This window comes from Lactobacillus xylocopicola (assembly GCF_033096005.1).
Classification (GTDB): Bacteria; Bacillota; Bacilli; order Lactobacillales; family Lactobacillaceae; genus Lactobacillus; species Lactobacillus xylocopicola.
This window is the reverse complement of sequence record NZ_AP026803.1, coordinates 1,568,293-1,592,231: the sequence shown is the minus strand read 5'-3', so window position 1 is coordinate 1,592,231 and position 23,939 is coordinate 1,568,293. Positions and strand designations below refer to the sequence as shown.

At 42.2% G+C, this 23,939-nt stretch carries 20 protein-coding genes and 2 pseudogenes; 17 read left to right on the top strand and 5 right to left on the bottom strand.

Translation table 11 applies throughout. The features are described 5' to 3' along the window. The first annotated feature begins 131 nt into the window (after positions 1-131). From R8389_RS07660 to R8389_RS07625, 8 genes are all read left to right on the top strand, one after another. Entirely contained in the window at positions 132-1,430 is a 1,299-nt protein-coding gene (locus tag R8389_RS07660; RefSeq protein ID WP_317637435.1) for a PTS sugar transporter subunit IIC, read from the top strand. Beyond that, positions 1,430-2,299 carry an alpha/beta hydrolase gene (locus R8389_RS07655; RefSeq protein ID WP_317637434.1) on the top strand — a complete coding sequence of 290 codons (870 nt, stop codon included), beginning with the start codon at positions 1,430-1,432 and terminating at the stop codon, positions 2,297-2,299. Before R8389_RS07660 ends, R8389_RS07655 begins: the two co-directional genes overlap by 1 nt. Next, a complete protein-coding gene (locus R8389_RS07650; RefSeq protein WP_317637433.1) occupies positions 2,299-4,833 on the top strand; it encodes an AAA family ATPase in 2,535 nt (844 codons plus the stop codon). The genes R8389_RS07655 and R8389_RS07650 overlap by 1 nt, the downstream gene beginning before the upstream one ends. Positions 4,834-5,038: 205 nt before the next feature. Beyond that, complete coding sequence (locus tag R8389_RS07645) at positions 5,039-7,132, top strand: ATP-dependent Clp protease ATP-binding subunit (RefSeq protein WP_317637432.1); 2,094 nt, start codon at positions 5,039-5,041, stop codon at positions 7,130-7,132. A 187-nt stretch (positions 7,133-7,319) separates the two neighbouring features. Continuing rightward, positions 7,320-8,342, top strand: a complete 1,023-nt coding sequence (locus R8389_RS07640; protein WP_317637431.1) for a branched-chain amino acid aminotransferase — start codon at positions 7,320-7,322, stop codon at positions 8,340-8,342. A 217-nt stretch (positions 8,343-8,559) separates the two neighbouring features. Further along, a complete protein-coding gene (mazE, locus tag R8389_RS07635) occupies positions 8,560-8,796 on the top strand; it encodes a type II toxin-antitoxin system PemI/MazE family antitoxin (RefSeq protein WP_317637430.1) in 237 nt (78 codons plus the stop codon). After that, a complete protein-coding gene (locus R8389_RS07630) occupies positions 8,786-9,160 on the top strand; it encodes a type II toxin-antitoxin system PemK/MazF family toxin (RefSeq protein WP_317637429.1) in 375 nt (124 codons plus the stop codon). The genes mazE and R8389_RS07630 overlap by 11 nt, the downstream gene beginning before the upstream one ends. 329 nt (positions 9,161-9,489) lie before the next feature. Further along, positions 9,490-9,960: a cysteine hydrolase family protein gene (locus tag R8389_RS07625; RefSeq protein ID WP_317637428.1), complete on the top strand. Its 471-nt coding sequence runs from the start codon at positions 9,490-9,492 to the stop codon at positions 9,958-9,960. A gap of 60 nt (positions 9,961-10,020) precedes the next feature. Here R8389_RS07625 and R8389_RS07620 read toward each other — a convergent pair whose 3' ends face one another. The 3 genes and pseudogenes from R8389_RS07620 to R8389_RS07610 form a co-directional block, all read right to left on the bottom strand. Then, positions 10,021-10,770: a dihydrofolate reductase family protein gene (locus R8389_RS07620; RefSeq protein WP_317637427.1), complete on the bottom strand. Its 750-nt coding sequence runs from the start codon at positions 10,768-10,770 to the stop codon at positions 10,021-10,023. Positions 10,771-10,845: 75 nt separating this feature from the next. Next, positions 10,846-11,244 (bottom strand): cyclophilin-like fold protein, encoded by a 399-nt coding sequence (locus tag R8389_RS07615; RefSeq protein WP_317637426.1) that lies wholly within the window; start codon positions 11,242-11,244, stop codon positions 10,846-10,848. 124 nt (positions 11,245-11,368) lie between these two features. Further along, a pseudogene (locus tag R8389_RS07610) lies at positions 11,369-11,677 on the bottom strand (carboxymuconolactone decarboxylase family protein). Between the two features lie 366 nt (positions 11,678-12,043). On the opposite strand from R8389_RS07610, the gene R8389_RS07605 reads away from it, so the two are divergent. Together R8389_RS07605 and R8389_RS07600 are read left to right on the top strand one after the other, a co-directional pair. Beyond that, positions 12,044-12,934, top strand: a complete 891-nt coding sequence (locus tag R8389_RS07605) for a DUF3737 family protein (protein ID WP_317637425.1) — start codon at positions 12,044-12,046, stop codon at positions 12,932-12,934. Between the two features lie 2 nt (positions 12,935-12,936). After that, the gene (locus R8389_RS07600; RefSeq protein ID WP_317637424.1) at positions 12,937-14,103 is read left to right on the top strand and encodes a MalY/PatB family protein; all 1,167 of its coding nucleotides are present in this window, start codon (positions 12,937-12,939) and stop codon (positions 14,101-14,103) included. A 137-nt stretch (positions 14,104-14,240) separates the two neighbouring features. Here R8389_RS07600 and R8389_RS07595 read toward each other — a convergent pair whose 3' ends face one another. Together R8389_RS07595 and R8389_RS07590 are read right to left on the bottom strand one after the other, a co-directional pair. Beyond that, a complete protein-coding gene (locus R8389_RS07595; protein WP_317637423.1) occupies positions 14,241-14,897 on the bottom strand; it encodes a flavodoxin family protein in 657 nt (218 codons plus the stop codon). 95 nt (positions 14,898-14,992) lie between these two features. Beyond that, positions 14,993-15,418: a flavodoxin family protein gene (locus R8389_RS07590; RefSeq protein WP_317637422.1), complete on the bottom strand. Its 426-nt coding sequence runs from the start codon at positions 15,416-15,418 to the stop codon at positions 14,993-14,995. Positions 15,419-15,804: 386 nt separating this feature from the next. Here R8389_RS07590 and R8389_RS07585 point away from each other — a divergent pair, with 386 nt between their 5' ends. The 7 genes and pseudogenes from R8389_RS07585 (at position 15,805) to R8389_RS07555 (ending at position 23,789) form a co-directional block, all read left to right on the top strand. Then, entirely contained in the window at positions 15,805-16,734 is a 930-nt protein-coding gene (locus R8389_RS07585) for a GNAT family N-acetyltransferase (protein ID WP_317637421.1), read from the top strand. Positions 16,735-16,752: 18 nt separating this feature from the next. Beyond that, complete coding sequence (locus R8389_RS07580) at positions 16,753-17,187, top strand: ASCH domain-containing protein (protein WP_317637420.1); 435 nt, start codon at positions 16,753-16,755, stop codon at positions 17,185-17,187. A gap of 307 nt (positions 17,188-17,494) precedes the next feature. Further along, the gene (locus R8389_RS07575; protein ID WP_317637419.1) at positions 17,495-19,051 is read left to right on the top strand and encodes an ATP-binding cassette domain-containing protein; all 1,557 of its coding nucleotides are present in this window, start codon (positions 17,495-17,497) and stop codon (positions 19,049-19,051) included. A 409-nt stretch (positions 19,052-19,460) separates the two neighbouring features. Further along, entirely contained in the window at positions 19,461-20,189 is a 729-nt protein-coding gene (locus tag R8389_RS07570; protein ID WP_317637418.1) for a gamma-glutamyl-gamma-aminobutyrate hydrolase family protein, read from the top strand. Positions 20,190-20,202: 13 nt separating this feature from the next. Next, a complete protein-coding gene (locus R8389_RS07565; protein WP_317637417.1) occupies positions 20,203-21,600 on the top strand; it encodes an APC family permease in 1,398 nt (465 codons plus the stop codon). A 279-nt stretch (positions 21,601-21,879) separates the two neighbouring features. Then, positions 21,880-22,488: pseudogene (locus R8389_RS07560) on the top strand (IS30 family transposase); the annotation flags it as partial. Between the two features lie 308 nt (positions 22,489-22,796). Continuing rightward, the gene (locus tag R8389_RS07555; RefSeq protein WP_317637416.1) at positions 22,797-23,789 is read left to right on the top strand and encodes an SLAP domain-containing protein; all 993 of its coding nucleotides are present in this window, start codon (positions 22,797-22,799) and stop codon (positions 23,787-23,789) included. Positions 23,790-23,939 lie beyond the last annotated feature (150 nt).

Sequence of the window (23,939 nt, the reverse complement as noted above, 5' to 3'; positions counted from 1 at the left end):
CCTTCATTATAACACCTTTATCTAAAATGATAGAAAAATGTAACAGTTAGTTAGCATCTTTAAAGGAGCTTGAGTTGTATAATTGGAGTATTATGATTTGTTAATTCATGGTTAAAGTAAGGGTTGAAAAAATGTTTGATTTTGCGGTTAAAATCGTGCTCGAAATACGACGCTCGCCCTTTTTTCGGGCTGCGCAGCGCACGCTGGTAATGCTGATGCCGATTGCGGTAATTGGTGCGTATTTTAAATTACTGAATGACTTGTTTTTTTCGCCAGACGGAATGATTTACAATATTTTGGGCTTGGACAAAGTCATGTCTGACCACATTTGGTATGCTGGTTCTTTCGTCAGTAAAGGTATGGTAGGCATTACTTTTGGCGTTTTTGGCGTTTATGCTAGTTACTTTATGGCACGTTACACTGCCCGCATCTACCGTAAAGATTCGACGCTGGCGGGCCTAATGGCAGTGCTAATTTTGCTTTTCTGTTCTTATGCATCAAGTAGCGGTAGGAATGCGGGTCTCCCCTTTACGGCCAGTTTATTACAAATAAAGGCACTTTTTCTGGCGCTAATTGTTGGTTATTGTGTTGGGCAAGTTTTTCATTGGCTGGGAAAAGATTACCAGCCTGTGGCAGAAGAGAACGTCAAGTGGGTGCAGCAGCGGGCCTGGGATGCTGTGTGGCCCTCCCTTGTTTCTTTGGTGCTTGGAATTGTGCTCGGGATTGCAATCTACGAGTTACAGCTTAAGATGTTGAATTCAGCCAGTTTTAAGGAAATTGTTGGCCGCATTCAAACAAGTAACAACTTAGTAGAAGTGCTGCTACTTTTAGTAATTATTACTTTTCTTAATTGGCTGGGTATTGGCTTTCCCATGAGTTCGGTTACCGATCGGGTTAATAATTCCTTTACAGCGGCTAACCTGACTTATGCACTGCAGCATGGCAATTCCTGGCATGTCCCCTACAAATTTTTAGGTAGTAGCCTAGTTAACAGCTATGGTGTAATGGGTGGGACAAGTGTGGTTCTAGCTATCATTGTCTTGCTACTTCTGCGGCGTAGTGGCCGAGAAATTAGGGCTATTGCGCGTTTGAATTTATTGCCAGCCACTTTTAGTTGCGGCTCAGGCTTTGCCATTGGCTTGCCCGTCATCCTCAATCCGGTGTTTTTGTTACCCAGTGTTTTACTGCCACTGGTTAACGTGATTTTGGCAGCCTGTGCCCTTGGCTTGCACCTCATTCCGGCCTGTGTGTACCCAATTTTAAAGGGCACGCCGGGTTTGCTGATTCCATTTTTGGCTACTAACGGTAACTGGGCAGCATTAGTGTTTTCAATTCTACTTTTTTTTCTTGATCTGCTTTTACTATGGCCCATTATTAAAATCAATGAAAAAGTCGAATTGCAAATTGTCCACCTAAAGGAGGTCGAATAATGCGCAAAAATCCTAATCTAAAGTGGCTACTTTTGCTGGCTACGATATTAGTTTTACTGGCGGTTCCGAGCTTTTTTTGGATGAAAAAAGATAACAATGCGCGGGCTGAGCGTAGTAAGTCGCTGCTTTCACCGGTTATCATGGTACCGGGCTCAAGTGCTACCACCGAGCGCTTTAATCAACTAATCGCAGAACTCAATAAGACGTCACTGAATCGTCACAGTGTGTTAAAAATCACTGTTTCACGTGAAGCAAAATTGACCTATAGTGGTTCGATTGGTAAGAATGACCTTGAACCCTTTATTATTATTGGCTTCGAAAATAATAAAGATGGTTATGCTAATATCAAGAAGCAAGCGGGTTGGCTTGACGTGGCTTTTGCTTCGTTAATGCAAAATTATCGCTTTAATAACTTCCGAGCTTTTGGTCACTCTAACGGTGGCTTGATCTGGACCTATTGGCTAGAGCATGATTATGCGCAATATGATGCTGATACCCGCATGACTACTTTAATGACCCTAGGTACCCCATATAATTTCACGGAGAAAAACCTTAAAAACCATACTCAGATGCTGGCAGATTTCATCAAACGCCGGTCGCACTTACCACGAAATCTTAAAGTTTATTCGCTTTCTGGTGGTAAAAGCTATGAATCAGATGGTATTGTCCCCGAAACAAGTGTCGCCGCGGGAAAGTTTGTCTTTCAAAATCAGGTCAAGGACTATACCTCGATGATTGTAACTGGCAAGGAGGCCGGTCATTCGAGTTTACCGCAGAACAAGCAGGTGATTCAGGTAATCCGGCAATACTTGTTAAAGAAGACTGATAAGGCACCAAAACCAATTAATAAGGGAAAGGATGGTCACTGATGGACTACCAGCAACAACCAAGTAAAATTGAAGTAATTGGCGGCCGAGTTAACAATTTAAAAAATATTAGTGTTAATGTTCCGTTGCACCAGTTTGTGGCAATTTCAGGATTGAGCGGCTCGGGGAAGTCCAGTCTGGCCATGGGTATTCTTTATGCTGAAGGAGCAAGGCGTTATCTTGACTCACTCGCGGCCTATACCAGACGGCGAATCAGTCAAGTGGGACGGGCCCAAGTTGATGAGGTAAGGCATATTCCTTCTGCCCTTGCCTTGCGGCAGCGACCGGCCGTGCCAGGAGTACGGTCAACTGTGGGGACGGTGACTGAAGTCTTTAATATTCTGCGTTTAATCTTTTCACGGTTGGGATCACCGGTCTGCCCGAATGGCCACCGGATCCCGCCAACGATTAAGATTGCCCAGGCAATGGACTTGACAGGTGCTGCAATGGGGCGGATTACTTGCCCGACCTGCGGGGTGCAATTCTATGCCTTTAGTGCTGAAGACTTTGCCTTCAACTCCGCTGGTGCATGTCAGAAGTGTCAGGGTTTGGGGACGGTAGAGCAGCTTGATGACCAAAAAATCATTGCGGATGAAAACCGTACCCTGGAAGGTGGCGCCGTTGCAACCTGGCAAATTCCGGGAAGAAACTGGATGTGGCGGATTGCACGGGAATTAGGCGTGCGGACGGATGTTCCCTATAAAGAGTTAAATCCAGCTGAAAAAGAAATTGTCTTACATGGCGAAGAACGCAAAGTCCCAGTGGACTTGCCGACTTCCACGGGGCGCGTCTATCACTTAGATGCTTTGTATGAAAATGCCTATAACGCGGTAGTAAATTCGCGTAAGACTACTAAGTCAGAACGTGGCCTGGCGCGCATTAATACTTTTTATCAGTTTACTACTTGTCCGCGGTGTCAAGGTCGCCGGATTGATCCTAGCCGCTGGCAGCAGCAAGTTGCTGGTAAGAATATTGTCGAAGCGGAAGCCTTGACCTTGGGGGAATTGGGTGAGTACCTGCAAAAGATTCTGCACTGGTTACCTAAAGATATGCAAGCTTTAGCTCAAAATTTGACTAGCGAATTGGGCCATCAGATAAAACCGTTATTAAAACTGGGTTTAGATTATCTCAGTTTGGATCGACAAGCCAGTACCCTGTCGACCGGTGAATTACAGAGAATTCAGTTGGGTCGTACCTTACGCACTGAAACTACCGGCGTCTTGTATGTCTTAGATGAGCCGTCTGTAGGTCTTCACCCGGATAATGTGGCTGGCTTGATTGAGGTTTTTCATGAATTGGTCAACCAGGGAAATTCACTGGTGGTTGTCGACCATGAAACATCGATTATCAGTGCGGCGGATTGGATTATTGAAATTGGTCCGGGTTCGGGTAGCCGCGGTGGCCAAATTATTTCCCAGGGAATGCCAACTCAAATTGAGCATGCCCAAAAATCACTTATTGGACCATATCTTCAAGGAACTGCTCCCTTGCATGCCCGCCCGCGCGTTGCGCCAGATCAACTCTTTAAACGGGGCAAGGTTGAATTCACAGTTTCCCAGCGCTTTAATGTTGAAGGAGTTCAAGCGCAGATCCCCTTAGGCTGTCTTACTTCTGTTACGGGCTTTTCAGGCGCGGGCAAGACCACGCTGATTCTTGATTCCTTACTACCAGCTCTTAAAGCGCAAAAAGCAGGTGAACAACCACCAAAATGGGTGAAAACACTAAACAATGGCGGGATTAAAAATGTGATTAGTGTTGATTCTTCGCCAGTCGGGAAAAACCAGCGTTCAACAGTAGCCACTTATACTGATATAATGGATAATCTGCGCAAACTTTACGCTCGACAACCGGAGGCCCAAAAATTAAACTATCGCGCGGCTCATTTTTCTTATAATAACAAGGAGGGGGCCTGCCCAGCCTGTGGTGGTAGTGGCGTGATCGCCCTCGATATTCAATACCTGCCCGACCTGGTCGAGACTTGTTCGTTGTGTGGCGGCCACCGCTACAATCAAGCTGTCCTGCAGGTTAAGTGGAAAGAACTAAGTATCGCTGACGTGCTTGATTATGCAGTCGATGATGCACTTGGTCAAGAGCTGTTTCAAAATGAACCCAAAATCACCAAAACCCTCACTACCTTACATGACATGGGTTTAGGTTATCTACATTTAGGCGAATCTACACCTGCCTTATCTGGGGGTGAAGCCCAGCGTCTTAAACTAACGAGTCATATTCATCGTCAACAAAAAGGAACCCTATTTGTCTTTGACGAGCCAACGGTCGGTCTCCACCCCCAAGATGTCAGAACCTTGTTGCAGGTTTTGCAAAAACTGCTCGATCAAGAAGCAACGATTATCACCATTACGCATGATCTTGATGTTATGGCTAACAGTGATTATATGATTGACATGGGACCTCGAGGTGGCAATCACGGCGGCCAAATTGTGGCTAGTGGAACACCTGTGGATATTTCGCAAAAAAGCAGTGGTTTGACGGCAAAGTATTTACGTGAACATTTTAACTTATATCAAAAAGCTTAGTAGAACCAAAAGAAAAGACCCTGGTATTAGGGTCTTTTTAGTTATCTGGGCACAAAAAAACGGATTTGAAAAAATGTGGAAAAGTTAGAAGCTTATAGTTGCCTTCTGTGGATAACCTGCTATAATATTCAATGAAAGCAGTTAGCAGTCGAATGTATTGAGTGCTAATTGCTGATTTAAAGCCAATAGTAAGGGGTGTTTATATATGGCATACTTTGATAATGAGTTTGATAATTTATTTAACGAATTAAACAATTCTTTTTTTAATAATACAAGTGGTAACAATGGTTCGATTCCCATTCATTACGCCAGCAGCATGCATGCATCGCCGCAGCAATTTAACCAAAATGGACAAACGCAGCAGCAAACGCAAGCAGAAAAGCCGCTGGGAGTTGACTTAGTTGAACAAGCTAAGCAGAGCAAGTACGATCCAGTCATTGGTCGTGATGAGCAAATTCAGGAAGTAATTGAAATTTTAAGCCGGCGCAAAAAGAATAATCCGGTTCTGGTAGGACCTGCCGGTGTTGGTAAGACTGCAATTGTTGAGGGTCTGGCACAAAAAATAGCCGAGGGTGATGTTCCTGACAAGATGAAGGACAAGCACATCATTGCTGTTAATATTAATGACATGGTGGCTGGTTCCAGTCTGCGCGGTAGTTTTGAAGAACGGTTGAAAGGGGTTATTGACCAGGCCAAGCAGAATCCTAACATCATTCTCTTCATTGACGAATTGCATAACATTGTTGGTGCTGGATCAACTGATTCGGAAAACAACAGTGGAGATGCTGCTAATATCTTGAAACCAGCCCTGGCTAGTGGTGACTTAAACCTGATTGGTGCAACGACGACCAGCGAATATCGCCGGATTGAAAATGACTCAGCGCTAGCCCGGAGATTCCAACCGGTACAAGTTCCAGAACCATCTACTGAGGTGACGGTGAAAATCCTTGAAGGTTTAAAGCAGAGATATGAGGACTACCACCATGTAAAGTACGCTGAAAGTGCATTAAAACTTGCGGTGGAATTATCACAGCGCTACATTCAGGGCCGTTACTTGCCAGACAAGGCAATTGATTTGATGGATGAAGCAGGGGCCAAGAAAGGGCTTGGTGCTGTTCCAAGTGATAAAGCTGGCTTGCAAAAGAAAATTGACCAGCTTGAAGCCGCCAAGGCAACGGCTGCTAAAAATGAAGACTATGCTAAAGCCAGCGACTTAAAGACGAAAATTGACCAGCTGCGCGACCAGTTAAAGCATGTTGATGATGCTACAATGCCGCAAGTGACTGATCAAGATATTTATGCCTTAATTGAAGCTAAAACCAAGATTCCGATGAGTGAACTGCATGCTAGTGAAAGCCAAAAGAATCTTGACTTGGCTGCCAAATTAAAGCGTGCTGTCATTGATCAGGCTGATGCGATTAACGTAATCACTGATGCGATTGCCCGTAAGCAGGTCTTTAAGGATAACAACCGGCCAACTGGCTCCTTCTTGCTGACTGGGCCAACTGGGGTTGGTAAGACTGAGCTGGCCAAGCAACTGGCAATTCAACTGTTTGGCGGTGAAGATCACCTAATCCGGCTCGATATGTCGGAATACCAAGACCAAATGGCGGTTAATAAGCTGATTGGTTCAGCACCAGGTTATGTAGGGTACGGTGAAGGCGGCCAACTAACTGAGAAGGTGCGTCACCAGCCGTATAGCTTAATTTTACTGGACGAAATTGAAAAGGCTAACCCGCAAGTCTTCAATGCCTTATTGCAAATTATGGATGATGGTCGATTGACTGATGCACAGGGCAGAACGGTCTCTTTCAAAGACACAATTCTCATCATGACGTCTAATGCTGGTTATTCTGATAACTTATTGCAGAATGGCAAGGTTGATCATGATAAATTGGTTAGCGCGCTTGAGGCATACTTCAGACCCGAATTTTTGAACCGGTTAGATGCAATTGTGCCATTCAACTCATTGACTAGGAGTGATATGACTAAGATTATTGATCTCTATCTAGATAAGATGGCGCATGTTCTGACCAAGAAAGGGGTCAAAGTCGATGTTTCTGCTACCGCTAAGGCTTATTTAGCAGACAAGGGTTATGACAAGAAGTTTGGCGCTCGTCCGCTGCGCCGGGTTGTTGAACAAGACTTGGAGACGCCAATTGCCAAGCTACTTATGCAAGAACCAGACACTAAAGAGGTCAAGTTCACGGCTGACCAGCAGCACGTTTACCTAAATGGTAAGGCAATTTTAGAAATTGCGGCCAAGCCTGAAGCTACTTCAACCAAAAAAGCAGAATAATGGTCTTAACTGACTAAGGAACCATTCCCTAAAAGAATGGTTCCTTTTTTATTGGTCAAAAGTTTCACGTGAAATAATCCGGCAATGAGGTAAAAATCCCCAACCTATTGACAAGCTAAGATTGATGGATTACATTAATTAACAATTAAAAAAAGATGATTATTTTTGATTTAAGGGGTAAAGCACAATGAAACAAAAATTAGCAGAACTAGATTGGCAAAACTTAGGCTTTCAGTATCGCGACCTGCCATACCGGTACGAAGCAAAATTTAAGGATGGTAAGTGGCAGCAGGGGAACTTGGTTGAAGATGCCACTATCAAGCTGTCTGAGGCCGCTGAAATTCTGCATTACGGCCAAGAAATCTTCGAGGGGCTCAAGGCATACCGCCGCGAAGACGGTAAGATCAACCTTTTTCGGCCCGAGCAGAATGCGCACCGCTTCACCCTGTCAGCTGAGCGTCTGGCCATGCCACCATTTCCTGAAGACCGGTTCGTTGAAGCTGTAAAGGAAGTGGTTCGTGCTAATGAAGAATTTGTCCCACCATATGATAGTGGAGCAACCCTCTACCTAAGGCCCTTCATGGTCGGTACGTCTAATGTTTTAGGGGTGACGGCCGCTGATGAATACCTCTTTCGGATCTTTGCTGTGCCGGTTGGTGCCTATATTAAGGGGCTGAATCCGGCCGCTTATCTGGTCAGTGACTATGACCGTGCTGCTTACAATGGTACTGGTCAAGCCAAGACATCAGGAAATTATGCCAGCAGCTTGCTGCCATCAGTTGAGGCCCACCAGCATGGCTTTGCTGATTGCCTCTACTTGGATCCGCGGGAGCATAAGTATGTAGACGAATTTGGCGGAGCCAACTTCTTCGGTATTACCCAGGAAGGGCAGTTCGTTACGCCCCAATCGAAGTCAATTTTAGTTTCGATTACCAAGCGCTCACTTTTGGAACTGGCGGAGCGGATGGGCTTAAACCCGGTAGAGCGCCAGATTACTTTGGAAGAAGCCTTTACCATGAAAGAAGCGGGGGCAATGGGGACAGCAGCGGTAATCTCCCCGGTGGGCTCAATTACCTATCAAGGCGTAAAGCATGTCATCTACAGCGAGGACCAGACCGGACCAATCACAACCAAGCTCTACCATGAATTAGTCGATATCCAATACGGTAATAAACCAGGTCCAGCAGGCTGGGTGCAGACATTGGAATAAAAAATCTGTTGTAGCACTTAGAGAAAATAATATAATTATTGCTTTTCTTTTATTATTTTCATGAAAAAGTAGAAAGAATATTAGTTAATTAAATATAAACTCTGCATAAAAGTTACAATTATCAAACAAGCTAAAGATAATTTGCTAATACATGTAATTACTTGTATAATTACATGTATAGCGATATATATGATTTTTAAGTTCAAGGAGGATGGCCATGACAGTGAAAATAAGAAAGCAGGGCAATTCATTAATGGTAACCGTTCCTGCCGGTTTCAATATTAAGGAGAATGCTGAATATAGCCCTGTTATGGATGCCAATGGTATCATCTCCTACGTTCCCGTACATAAAAATTTATTTGAGCAATTTCCCGATTATGATTTTAAAACTGCGATTCGCAAAATGAATTTGAATGACAACGGGGAAGTACGGGGCAATGAGAATGTTTGGTAATGAATCTGCTCCACAACAAGGAGATATTGTTTGGATAGATGCAGAGCCTCATGCAGGGCATGAATATGGCGGACATAATTCTACAACAGGCAATATTCGGAGGCCACTTTTGGTCATTAGCTCTGATCTTTATAATGAGCGTACCGGGATGATTGTGGGCTTCCCAATTACCTCTAAAGTGCCAAATGGCTTCCCAGCCGGATTACAGATTAACGGTAGTAAAATTCATGGTACTGCAATTTTAACTAACCTATTGGGCTATGATTATAAAGCCCGCGCAGGTGAGGTGGCAGATCATGTAAATCCAGCAATACTGGTAGAGGCATTGGATGCGATTAGAGATATTTTTGCTATTAATAATTAATCTTAGATGCAAATAAAACTTTGCACTATTATGGGTTTCAAGCTGATCTTTATGACCGCGACTGGTGTGATATTGCACATCGCAAATGGTCGTGCAAATGGTCGTGTTGACTGGCTGCTGGATTTGTCATTGATGCCTGGAGCACTAATAGGAGCAGCTATTGCGTCAAGATCAGCAAAACTTATGGCAAAAAAATTACTCAATATATGAAAGCCATTATGGGAATGATTTTAGTAATATTAGGATTTAAATCTTTATTATAGTTATTAACAAATTAAGAATAGCATAAAAATAGTTTTGATTTAGTTATAAAATTAAAGGTGACAAAAATGGTAAATAATCTTCTCTTATGTATTGATATTCAGGATCAAACAATGTTGCTTTTAGCAGGAAAAGCGGCTTTTTTAAAACGTGTTAATCGTATTATTAATGCTTTTCGACAAGCTAATCAACCAATAATTTATGTTTGCCAAGCTCATCGCGGACATCTATACAAGGGACTGATAATTGAAGATGATGCGCCAATATATACCAAACAACATCCCAGCGCGTTTACCAATATCGAATTGGCCCGCAGAATACAGGAGGAGCAGCCGCAAAATATTGTAGTAGTGGGACTAATGAGCCAAGCATGTGTTCAAGCTACTTGTAAAGCCGCTGTGCAGAGAAAGTATTCAGTGGTATTGGTTTCGGATGCCCACGATTCAGTTATTAAACCGTTTCGTCAATACTATAACTGGCGACTAACAAAGCTGGGTATTCGTTGTATTACCACGGAAGTACTGCTGCAAGAATTATAATATAAGGACAAGAAGCACCGAATTACATAATAGTAGTTCGGTGCTTTTGGGTTTGCGCTTCTAACCCGCAGCCTGATCACGCGCACTGACGTTGTTGGGTGTGTAGCGCAGCCACAAGTTGCTTTCTTTTAATACACGGCATTCTTTGAGCGTAAAGCCGATCGGATGCGGATCGCCTGCAAACTGTGAGTTAAATAAGCGTGCAGTGTCCGCCAGCCCGTCGATTGCAGGTGTAACCAGCATTGCAACTTCGTCACATAGACCTGCGGAAAGGAAGCTCCAGTTCAGAATTCCGCCGCCGCCCAATAAAATATTAGACATGTGGTAAATTTCGACTAACTTGGTTAACAGTAGGGGCAGGTCAATGTTTTGGTGGCCAGCCATCAGGTAAGAAATATGACGTTCGCGCAAGAAGTGCTTGTAGCCGTTACTTGCCTGGTCTGTTAACACTTCGATTACACCGGCTGGATGTCCTTCATAGCTTGTTGTGTTCGACTTCCAGTTGAGTTGGCCCTTGCGGTCTAGGGCGATGTAGTGGACGTCGTGAGCGACAGGACTGATATAGTCCCCCGCAGTTACTAGGGGCACGTCTTCGTTAATCACGGGCGTTCCCTTGGCAAAATATGAAGTGGAAGTATTGCTGCCGTAGATCCAACCCTGAAAGTTATAGTCTTCAGTTAGGGCGTGTTCGAACCCAATCTGCTGGAAAATTTTAGAAGAATATTTTGTCGGAAGTGCCTTGCTGAAGTTGCCGGTAATGCGTCCATCCAGTGAAGTTAAGATGAAAAGCGTTGTTTTTGGTCTAATCATGGTTAAATTACTCTTTTCTATTAGCTAAAAACCCAAACGACCGGAATGATCATCAGGCTTCGTGAAAATAAACAGTTAGTTAATGGTCAATTTGACGGTAATCCCGCCGTTTCCCAGTATTTGTTTAAAGTCCGTAACCTTGAGGTTGTCGATTTGGCCTAGTCTGGTAAAGTTCCATGAATTAGGTCCGTAATAAATTACAAACTTGTCTCCCTGGTAGAGGATTAAGTCACCGGCCTGGGTAGTAGTTTGTTGGTCATTGCAGGGCAAACTTGTACCTAATTCACCGACTTTTTCCATTCCTGCATAGTCATCGAGCTCTAAGGTTTTACCGTCTGGACCAATCCAATCGACTAAGGCTTGAGCTGAAGAATTATTAGTCAGTGTTGCGGTAAAGTGGTACCCATTGATAGTTAAATTTAGCATTTTTAGTTGTAGCGTTGCTGCGGGTGCTGCAAGTATGCTAACGCCCAAAAACAATGCCGCTCCTTTCTATAAAACAATTATGGTTTTTAAATAAAATAATGTCTAATTGATCATGGGGGTAAGTAGTATGGCCAGTTGGACATTATTCTGTTATGCCAAGGATGTGCTCCGATTATTTAGCTGAATAAATTTCCTGGGCGATTGCAAATGCTGACCGTGTCTTAGGCCAACCAGCATAAAAGGCAACGTGTGTGATTAATTCAACCATTTCATTTTTAGTAACGCCATTCTGTTTGGCAATAGTGCGATGATCGTTTACCTGTGGTACGCCCTAGGTGATTAAACTGGAGACGGTTGTTAGGCTCCAATCGTGTGCACTCATCTTATTTTCGCGTGACCAAACTTCGCCGAATAAAACGTCATCATTTAATTCAGCAAATTCACCTAGATTATCACGGCCAGCGGTTTGCTTATTGGTCATTATGTAACCTCCTGATTTGGTTATAATACCAATGATTTTTATTGTTTTTTCAACCCTCCTATATCCAACCATTATTATCCAAGCAGCAACAAAATTAAAATACCAATTTTTAATCTTGTTCAATTACTAAAAGTTATCTTTCAGTTAGGTTGAAGTGGTATAACTTTTAGTAATCGCAGAACCTAATTAATAAGTATTTCAACTCAAGCGATGTTTGTTAGATAATTAATAGACAAAGAAAAATGCGTGGAAGCAATCTGCTTTCGCGCATTTAGTCTATTAAGTTAACTGAATTTACTTGGAAAGAATCTGCTTTCGCGCATTTAGTCTATTAAGTTAACTGTATTTACTTGGAAAGAATGACAAATGAACATTATTGAAAATCACTATTATGATGGCGAGCGGGCGCTCTTTGGCTTGGAAAACACTGAACTAAAAGGAATTACTTTTGGTAGCGGGGAATCTCCACTGAAGGAAGCCAAAAACATTAAACTCCAGGATTCGATCTTTAAATGGAAGTATCCGCTCTGGTATGATACGGGCGTTGAAGTTGAAAATACTACCTTTGAAACCATGGCCCGCAGTGGTATTTGGTATACCAAAAATATCACAGTCAAGAACTCGGCCCTGCAGGCTCCTAAACTATTCAGAAGAGCTCAGGGGATTGTGCTAGACCATGTTCACTTTGCTAATGCCGAAGAAACCATGTGGACCTGCAAGGATATTAGAATTACCAACAGCCAGATTAACGGCGACTACTTTGGCAAGGACAGCGAGAACATCTACCTGGATCACGTCAGCGTGATTGGTAACTACTCTTTTGATGGTGCTAAGAATATTGAGGTCCATAATTCTACCTTTATTTCTAAGGATGCCTTTTGGAACTGTGAGAATGTGACTGTCTACGATTCAACCATCGATGGTGAATACCTGGCCTGGAACGGCCACAAGCTTAAGTTTATTAACTGCACGATTGAAAGTGAACAGGGCCTCAACTATATTGATGAATTGGAAATAGTCAATACGAGTCTGATGCACACGGACCTGGCCTTTGAATATGTTTCACGTGTAACTGCGGAAATCACAAGCAAGATTGACAGCGTCAAAAACCCCATTTCGGGTAAGATTTCGGCACCTGCAATTGGTAACTTAATTGTTGATTCGGACAAGGTTGATCCCAGCAAAACTGAAATCGCTTGTGCTAAAATTGGAGCAAAAGTGGATCGTTCAGATCAAAACCAGAAACCAGGGGATTAATAATGGAAAAGTATGATTTTATCAATGCACCAGATCGACGTGGGGTTGATTCTGTCAAGTGGGATGTTAAGCCAGGTGAGTTGCCCATGTCGCTGGCCGACATGGACTTTAAGACTGCACCAGAAATTATTGCGGCAATGCAAGAAAAGGTTGAACTAGGTGCCTTTGGCTATGAGTGGCCGGGAGATGACTATTTTAAGGCGGTGGCTGACTGGTATGAACAGGAGCACAATCACCGCCCGCAGCGCGAGTGGATGATTTTTACCACGGGCGTGGTACCCGCTCTCTCATCGATTGTTCGCCACGTTTCCCAGATTGGTGACAACGTCTTGGTACAAGAGCCAGTTTATAATATTTTTTATAATTCAATTGAGAACAACGGCCGCCATGTGCTAGCTAATGACCTGCTCTTTGACGGCGAGAGCTATGCGATTGATTGGGCTGACCTTGAACAAAAATTGGCCCAGCCACTGACTACACTGATGATTTTCTGCAACCCGCACAATCCAATTGGTAAAGTCTGGACGAGGCAGGAAGTCCAGCGGGTAGCTGACTTATGTCAGCAATACCATGTAGTGCTAGTGTCTGATGAAATCCATGGTGACTTAGTCCGATCTGGCGAAGATTACACGCCCGCTTTTACGGTTACGGGTGCAGCGCAAGATAAGGTGATTTCACTTGTATCGCCTAGTAAAACCTTTAATGTGGCGGCTCTACATGCAGCAACGGTAATTGTTCCACGTGAAAACATCCGCAATATTGTCAATCGCGGACTTAACAGTGAGGAATTGGCTGAGCCTAACTTACTAGCTATCCCAGGTACAATTGCGGCTTATGAACGGGGACACGATTGGCGCCAGGCTCTCCTAGCCCAGTTGAACGCCAATTTTGCTTTTGCCCGTAACTTAATCAATGAAAATCTGCCTGAGGTAAAAGTGATTGCGGGTACGGCGACCTACTTAATGTGGCTAGATGTACATCAGATTGAGCGGGATGCACAAAAGTTGGCCGAGTTTCTGCGCGCCCAGACTGGGCTACTTGTCTCCCCCGGCAGTATCTACCGCGGCAACGGCCACGACTTTATCCGTATGAACCTGGCCTGTCCGTTGAAGATGGTTGATGACGGGCTGCAGCGACTACAAGAAGGTATAGCGCAATATCAAAAATAGTTCACTTAGCAAGTTTGCGTAAGTGAACTATTTTATTTGTTAGCTGATTATATCTGGACAACTAGTAAGAAGCGGTCTTTTTAAGTAAAGAATAGTATCATTTTAAACCTAAACCTGGTCGGATATGAAGGTATTATTTACTTTTGACCAATCATTTTGTTATGTAATTGCGTAGCTTGCCGGTCGGTTTGTGCTATCCCCACAAAATTCAACCCAAATCGTACTGAAACCCGCTTCAATGTACCATAGGTAGAATTAATAGCTAGTGTTTGGTTTGCATCTGAACCTTGAACAATTACGTATAGATCATCTCCTTTAAGGTCATCGTTAATTTTTAGATGATCGATGAAAGTTTTTAGATAACCTGACATGTTTGACCAATAGACGGGTGTACCTATCACAAGTACATCAGCATTTTTTAGCTGATTCCAAACCTTATTGAAATCGCCATCGCCTTGGCCAATTTGAGGAATGTTATAGTCTGTTAAGTTAATTTGTTGGTATGACCGATTGCCAAAAATCTTTTTGGCTAAATTTGAAGTGTTACCATTTTTATTTTCACTAGCATTGAGGAAAACTCTTTTGGCACTTTGACTAGTGTGGCGCGGGTTAACAAATTGCTTTTTAATTCCGGCCTTAGCTTTAGTTTTGCACTTTGCTTTAGTTTTAGATTTAGCAGTAACGGGGCTAGTATTAGAATTAAGGCTGTTAGTTACTGCAACGGTGCCAAGAACTAAAGCAAATATGGTTAATAGAAGGGAAAATGTTTTTAGAAGATGGCCTTTGTTTTTCATATTATCACCTGATGTATCTGATGTATCCTTTTAATAAATTTGTTACTATAAAACTCAATGATAACAGCAGAACTTATGGCTAAATGGGGCTATTGCTAAAAGTTTTGCTGAATATCTACGTATTTCATGTTTGCTACACTGCTAAAACGTTTTATGATTCTAGTGACGGGCTCGATAGTGTCTGTGGGGTTACTTCCGTGAATAAATACGGAAAGGCTTTTACCTGCTAAAGTCTCAAGGCCAGAACTTTGGCCGATTCGTTCAATAAAAACTTTGAGGTAGCCACTCATATCGTGCCAGTATGCGGGTGTACCTAATATAATCCAATCTGCATGTTGCAATTTATAAAATATTTCGCCAAATTGATCGTCTGAAAAGTTTTGGTTAATCTGGTAAATTTTATAATCTACTAGGTTGATTTGCTGGAAAACTCGATTTTTCAGAAAGTCCGTACCTAACCGACTAGTATTTCCTGCCCGGTTTTGACTAGCATTAACAAAAATAATATTTATTTTGATCACCTCCTTTTCATGAATTTTCCTTAAATAAAAAGCGTAATACTACAAGGGTCTATTGTTATGCATTTTCTTAGGTGGCCTTTGAGTGATTAAAATATATTAGACAAAAAATGCTTAAGTCATTAGAATTAGAGACGTTAAAGATTATGCTTTTAGGTCTATGTGCTACCAAGATTAATGAGATTATAAGAATTCATTCCTTTCCTAACCTCGTCTTAAAAAATTATAGAACGTTCGAGTCGCTCTAAGTCAAATAACTTTTAAATTAGTTTTTAAACAATTATAGGGGGTCAATTAGATACGAATTAATACTATTCTACGGTGTTACGACATTTTACCAATATATAGTGAAGTGGTATAAAAACCATGACTAGTCAGGAGAGAAAATCATGAAAAAGTTTCAGATAAAAGATGTTAGCAAATTGCTGGGTATTAGCACCTATACTTTGCGGTATTATGAAAAAATTGGTCTGCTGAACTTCGTTAAGCGCAATAGTAATGGTGATCGCGAATTTGAATCACGAGATTTAATTACTATTAATACGGTCATTTGCCTGAAGCAAACAGGAATGCCGCTTAAGGATATCAAGAATTATCTGCAGTTAATTGCTGGAGGGTTAGCGACTGCTGAAGAGCGTAAAGAGATGTTCTTAAAGCAGAAACAAAAGGTAATTAGTGAAATTGCGGATCTACAAAAAGCCCTACAGGTAATTGATCGTAAAGTATCGTATTACGATGAGGCGGTTAATTCGCAAAGTCTTGATGTCTGCCAAGAGGAACGCCAGGAATGGTTACAAAATATCCTTGCAGGTAAGGAAAAAGCAAAAAAGATTAGCACCACCTTACAAACAATTGAACAATTAACTCAAGCCAATGCTGAAGTTATTGCCCAAGATTGGCACTATGATGGGGAGTATGACTTTTATGACATGGAAAATGACCTAGAAGATTACGACGAAATCGTTACGCCAGAGCTGCGGGGCGATAGATACTTTCAAGTACTGGATGACCAGGGGCAGCTAACGGCCTTTTTTTGCCTAGAGCCAACTACTGAACCTGGTCGAATCGAGCTTGGCTTAGGAATGGCACCAGAGTTGACAGGGCAAGGCCGGGGGAGCCAACTGCTACAGGTAATTGACGGTTATGTGCGGCAACAGGGCCAATATAGCAAGATCACTTTAGCGGTGGCGAGTTTTAATCAACGCGCATTTAAGGTTTATCAAAAAGCGGGCTTTGTCGTTACAGGCAGGAAACAAATGCCATCGAACGGTGGCAGCTATGAATTTATCTTAATGGCAAAAGAATTAATGCAAAGGTAATTACAAGGAGAAAATATAATGACTGAAGAAGTAAAAGAATTTTGGCAGAACTTTTGTCAAAGGCACCAACTGGCAGCTGATACACCAGTTGACGCCTGGGCCTTTGGCGATGACCCAGACGGACTGGCCGATTTAGTAAACCGCGGAATTAAAACCGCCACGACGTCGGCTTATGAACTGTATGACCAGCACGAGGAACTGCCGCAAGTGGGTGAATGGGGTATTATTCTAACTAATGCTGGTAGCCCAGTTTGTGTGGTCCAGGAAAGGGTGGTCGAGCTGGTCCCCTATAATTTAATTTCAGTAGAACATGCATATCATGAAGGTGACCGTACTTATAAAAATTGGCGGGAAATCCACGACCGCTTTTTTAAGCAAGAATACGAAAAGGTTGGTAAAAAGTTTTACCCGCAGGCGCCAATGGTGTGCGAGGTTTTTGCCAAGGTTGATTAGAAAGCAAAGTGAATAAATTATTTGCATAAATTAAAAAAAGATGATACATTGATTGTGACTTTAAGAAACGAGGCAACTGCATAAAATGAAAAACTAATTTCTGATTTTATTGGTAAGCAAAAAAGGTTGATAACCCAAGCACTTTTTGTGCGCTTTTGCCGATGATCAGAAATTAGTAATGAACTATTTGCAGTAGTCTTTATGTGACACTAGCTTTTTGTGCACTGCTAATCTGATTCGGCGTAATTGGGTTAACAGTGCTTTTTTGTACTTAAACGGCTAAAACTGTTTAAAGGCGGTGTTACGTATGGAATATCTTAAAATGACTGAACTTAGGCTTGAATATCAGGGTGAAGAACTCTTCAAAGTTGCTAGTTTAAATGTGCAGGAAGGTCAGCACGTTGGCTTGATCGGGGCAAATGGTGTTGGTAAAACCACTTTGCTTAAGGTGTTGAATGAAGAGGCGGTTGTGTTCAATATAACAGGGCAGATTAGACGCAACTGCCAGATTGTCCGGGTGCCACAAATTTTGACTTATGACGAGGAAAGCGGCGGCGAACGAGAAAAGGCCGCTATTATAACGGCGCTTCGGCGCTTGCGGCAATATCCCCGGGGTCTGCTTCTCTTAGATGAGCCCACGTCCAACCTTGATACTTCGCAGCAGGCCTGGCTGATAAAACTACTTAACGGTTTGTCCCAGCCGGTAATCATCGTTAGTCATGACCGTAATTTTCTGAAGCAAACGTCCAACACGATTTGGCAAGTTAAGGACCATAAGGTTAGTGCATATAAGGGCACTTATGACGAGTTTGTCACAGTAGAAAAGAAAAAGGAAGAAAACCAAGCATTTGAATACTTGCGCCAGGAGAAAAAGATATGCAAGTTAAAGGAAGCGCAGAAGAAAAGGGAAGTTACGGGGCGGCAATTTAACAAAAAGAAAAAGAATATTTCCTGGTCTGATTGGAAGGATAAGAAAAGACATTTGGGCGGAACGCAAAAGCGGATACTGCGGTCCAGTAAGGTGCTGGACAAACGGGTTGAACGGGAAACGAATAAGCTACAAAAACCGGTAACACACCAGCCGATAACACTGAACAACTTTAAAGTTAATGATTTGGCCTTGCCAGCTGGCAGCACAATGGTACGTATTCAACCGCAAGAAGTTACGATTGGTAGCCGAAAATTATTCACTATTGCCGAACAATTAAAGGTTAAAAACGGCAGTAAAGTTGCGCTCGTTGGTCCTAATGGTAGCGGTAAGTCCGTTTTTCTTAATAAATTATGGCAAGATCAGCTTAAACAATGGGTTAATCCGCAAGCTAAGATTGGCTTTTTCCAGCAGAATATGACCCAGGAAATAACAGATAATAAAACTGTGCAAAATGAAATTCAACGGGTAACAATATTTGATAATGCAGCAACTATGCAACTACTAGGCGATCTTCATTTGCGCCCTTTCCTGACTAGACAGGTTTGCCATTTAAGTGGCGGACAGCTGATCTGCTTTAAATTGGCCAAGGTACTGCTGGGAAAGCATAACTTGCTTATTCTTGACGAACCGACGAATTTTTTGGATTTGCCCGCTATTACAGCACTGGAAGAATTTATCAAAAACTATCCGTTTGCGGTCATTATTGTGTCCCACGATCAGGAATTCTTGGCCAATTTGAATCTGGTCACCTGGCATATCCGTGACCATCAGCTGGTTTTACCTACTACTTTTGTTAATCACAAGAATACGCAAACTGCTAATCAGATAGAACTTTTAAGGTTTAAGCGTGACCAGTTGCTGTCTGAGCCAGGCGCATCAATGGGTGAAATTCAAAAAATTTCCCGGGAAATAAACAAATTGCAAGATAAATAATTTAATTTACAAACTAGTAAGTAAGTCTAATTATGAGAGAAAATTCAGTCTAACAATTAATGACTAAAAATCCTGTAACCACAGGTTAATTATGAATATGGGCCCTTTAATGCTAGCAGGTTTGTGAATGAAGCTAAGGGTATTCCTAAGCCACCAGGTTTGCACCTAAAAAAATGGCGACAAAGTTAGTAGTGAAACTAGCCATTAGGAATGTAGCGAGTATGTGATGACGGTTCCTTGATGTGAAAAGTATGTAATGTGATGAACTGGTGTCATTTGCTTATATCTCTACCTTAGGTAATACTGTTTTGCCTTGAAAAACTTAGAAGATAAATCAAATATAGTACAAAATTGGGTTGTCAACTATATAATATAGTAATTAGCTTAAAGAAAAGACTGGTGAGTAAAAATGACAAGACCAATTATTGGAATTTCGGGATCGGTGATAGTTGATTCGGGCGGAATGTTCCCGGGCTATCGACGTAGTTATGTCAATGAAGATTATGTTGACTCTGTAGTTCAAAATGGTGGGGTACCCTTTATTATTCCCTTTACTGCAGATGAAGCGGTCATTGAAGCGCAGCTGGATCAAGTTCAAGGACTGATCTTATCTGGCGGTCATGATGTTGACCCGCACTTGTACGGCGAGGAATTATTGCCCCAGATAGGTGAGACGTGGCCTGAGCGGGACCACTTTGACATGCTCTTGTTAAAGCTGGCTGAAGAAAAGCATAAGCCGATTCTTGGCATCTGTCGCGGTGCGCAAATTATCAATGTAGCCCACGGCGGTAGTCTTTACCAAGATATTGGTTATCGCCCGGAAAAGACTTACAAGCATGATCAGGGCCACACGCCTGATCTGCCAACTCATGAGGTAAAAGTCCAAACAGGTAGCCATCTGGCTCAAATATTGGGGAAGACCCGCTTTGCCACTAATTCCTTCCACCACCAATTAATTAAAGACGTTGCGCCAGACTTGCAGGCAGTTGCATGTTCTAGCGACGGTGTCACGGAGGGGCTGGAAAATAAGGCGGGTAATGTGGTGGCTGTCCAATGGCACCCAGAAATGCTACATCGTAATTCAAATACTAAATTTATGAATAATTTATTTAAATTTGTCATTGAAAATGCAAAGTAAAGGAGCTCCTGTAATGAATACGAGTAAACGAGCGAACGACAAGTTGGGATTTTGGTCAATTGTTTTTTTGGCAATTAATTCAATTATCGGGTCCGGCATCTTTTTGACCCCAGGAAGTGTTGTTAGTCAAGCAGGAAGTAAGGCACTGGTGGTCTATCTAATCGCGGCTGCCTTTGCATCGATCTTAGCTATTTCCTTTTCGGCGGCGGCCAAGTATGTGACCAAATCAGGTGCCTCTTACGCCTATTCTAAGGCGGCGTTTGGTGATAATGTGGGCTTTTACGTCGGTATTTTACGCTATTTTTCGGCAAGTGTGGCGTGGGGCGTGATGGCTGTCGGCGTGATTAAGTCGGCTATTTCCATTTTTGGTGGGAATCCTGATAATTTTACCAGTGTAACGGTCGGTTTTCTAATCTTAATGTTACTGATTACCGTAATTAACTTGTTTGGTCAAAAGTTTGTCAAAGTAGTTATGAATATGGCTACAGTGGGCAAATTAGCTGCACTGTTGCTAATTATTGTTGCTGGTGTGGTCTTGCTCATTACGACTGGTGCGTCACACAGTCTGGGGGCAGCTGACCAGATCACCCAAAATGGCCAGAAAATTGTGCCAACATTGACTACTACGGGCTTTGTTATGGCGGTTGTTTCCGCCTTTTATGCCTTTACTGGTTTTGAATCCGTTGCTTCCGGGTCAGAGGACATGCAGAAGCCGGAGAAGAACTTGCCGCGGGCCATTCCACTGGCTATCTTTGTCATTGCGGCGATTTACATTGGCGTAGTTGCCGTGGCCATGGTGCTCGATCCCAAGACCTTGATGACTACTAAGCAGGTAGTAGCTATTAGTGCAATTTTTAAAAACGATCTTCTGCGTGACGTGATTCTGGTGGGGGCACTCATTTCAATGCTAGGCATCAATGTCGCTTCCAGCTTTAACGCACCGCGTATTTTAGAGGCAATGGCGCGTGAGCACCAGCTACCAGATTCCTTGATTAAAAGGACGGAAAATAATTTTCCAATCAGAACTTTCTTTATTTCGGAAGCTCTGGCAATCCTGGTTCCATTAGCCTTTCAATACAACATGGTCAACCTGATTACGCTGAGCGCAATGGTCAGATTCTTGGGTTTTATTATTGTTCCACTGGCAGTCATTAGCTTTTATTATGGCAAAAACAAAGAGGCGGTTTTGCCCGCACCCAAGAATATTCTGACGGATATCTTTGTGCCAATTCTGTCAATCGTTTTAGTTATTTTCTTACTAGTCAATTATAACTGGCAAGCTCAGTTTGGTATCATCAAAAATGGCCAAGTAATAGGTGTTAACTGGTACGCAATTATGATGATGGCCTTTGGGTTTGTGCTTTTACCGCTAATCATGTTTGCTGTTTCTAAAAATGCTCAAAAGAAGTAATAGTAGCCTAGTGGTAAGACTAGTAAGTAAAAAAGTGCAGGCTGAGTTAACAGTCTGCACTTTTGCTATACGAGTTAAAATTACCGGCAACTATTTATTACCAAATTAAGAACGGTTAGATCAAATTATTTTATGTCTAGTTATGCTACATTAACAGCTGCATTTTTATTTTTTGGTAAATTGTAGAATGAAGTTGAACACTTGCCCTGATTAGAAAATAAAAAAGTCCATTGGACTTCTTTGATAGAATGTAATTACTAAAAGGGCCAACATCTTGCTTTGCAAGACCGCGTGATTATCCAAATCTTGCGCCAGCAGGGCCAGTCCCTGCGTCAAATTGCCGCTAGTCTCAACTGTTCACCCTCAACCGTGAAATATGAGCTTGAACGGGGCCAAATTTCTTTATACCACGGTAAACGGCACCGCTGTGATGACCAATCAGCGCAAAGACGCTATCAGAAAAGGCGCTTAAATTGTGGCCGCAAGACCAAAGCCAAACGGATATGCCAGCATAAACGCAGACTGGAGCACAGTATTTAGTGAGCGGGCTGCTGCTATTAACCAGCGCCGGGAGTTTGGTCACTGGGAATGCGACCTAGTCTTAGGCCACAAAACCACAGATGACCATGTCCTCTTACCCCTGTATGAACGCATGACGCGTAAATTCATGATTATCCCCATTAAGGATAAGACGGCTACCAGTGTGATGACAGCTTTTAAAAACTTGCGTAGCCAATACCAGGAACAATGGGACGAGGTCTTCAAGACCATTACCACGGACAACGGTTCTGAATTTGCGGATTTAGCACAGTTAGAAGGAATATCGCAGATGTTGGTCTACTACGCGCCCCTTACACTTCGTGTGAGAAGGGCGGGGTGGAGCGGCACACCCGATGAATTATATGAGAGAAGATTAGATTGTATCTATCAAGGCAAATAAGGTGTTCAACTTAAAGTTGCAATTTTCGGAATAAATTAATTTATTGCAAAAAAATATTACACGAAAATAAATAATCGTGTAATGACCAAGAGTATTAGAAACATTGCCCTGCATGGCAATGTTTTTTGTTATTAGCAAGGAAAGTATATCACTTTCGTACTGGTTTTGACTACTATTTATTGCAGCATAGCAGTTAAATAAAGTAATTAGACATTGATAGAAACAAATATTAGAATTGACCTAGAGAGGTGACAATATGAAGAAGACCAAGAAATTATTTATTAGTTTAGCAGCTGCATTAATGGCAACAACTTTAGCAGCTCCTGCAGTAGCCAAGACAAATCAAGTTCATGCAGAAGAAGTAACTAGTCCAAGCCCAAATACTGACCAGGGTAAATTAACCCTGAATCATAAGACCCGGATTTATAACAAGAAGGGGCAAAAAAGATACTCTTATCGCGGAGGCAATGGCTTACTTAAAAAAGACGCTACCGTAAAGTATGTTGGTAAGGTTGAAGCAATAACTGACCCAGATGCCAAGCGTTATTCTTTCCGTGATGATGACTGGAATTGGTTCTATTTACCATATAAGACGATAAAGGGAAAGGAATATTATAACATTGGTCATGGCGGCTACATTAAGGCCATAAATGTTGATAGCATTGATGGTCAAAGACTATATACTAATTATGCGACGGTCACGATTTCTGCGGAAACTTTGCCTTCAGAAAAAGGCAATGGTTATTCTCAAATGGTTGATAACCAAGGCAAATTTACTGGTAAATATCTCAAAGCGGGTACTAAAGTAGTGGTTGATCGTAGATGCGATAGAGATGATTTAGCAGGTTCTCGTGAAATTGATGGTTTAGCAAATAGTAGTTTAGAAGTATATCGGATCAAGAATAATAAACAGCGGTTTATTCTAATGGATGATGTGAAAATTAAGGTTCGACAAATATTACGACCATATACTAATTTCATGGGTGTAAAGTTTGTGAATGATGCTAGACTTTATGATGCTGATGGGAATGCTGACAAAGTCATTACTTTTAAACGAGGTGATGGTACTGATGTAGTAGATTTACGCTATATTTGGGTTCCGAGTGAAAATAAAGCTGAATTATTTTATAAAACATTAGATGAATGGACAAGTGACAAAGCATATAGATTTGTTAAAGCTTCAGCTGTTAAATATATTTATGGCCGACATCTAGAACCATCAAATACAGCAGATGACGTAAAAAAATAAATTATATTTAAATAAAGGCAATGATAGGCAGTCATTGCTATTAAGGTAGTTAATCCTAAAGATAACAAAAAAATTTATTATCGAGCATATCAGCCAGCGTATGTAAAAGCTTCTGATGTAAAGTACCTATCCGGTCCTGAATTACCAGTT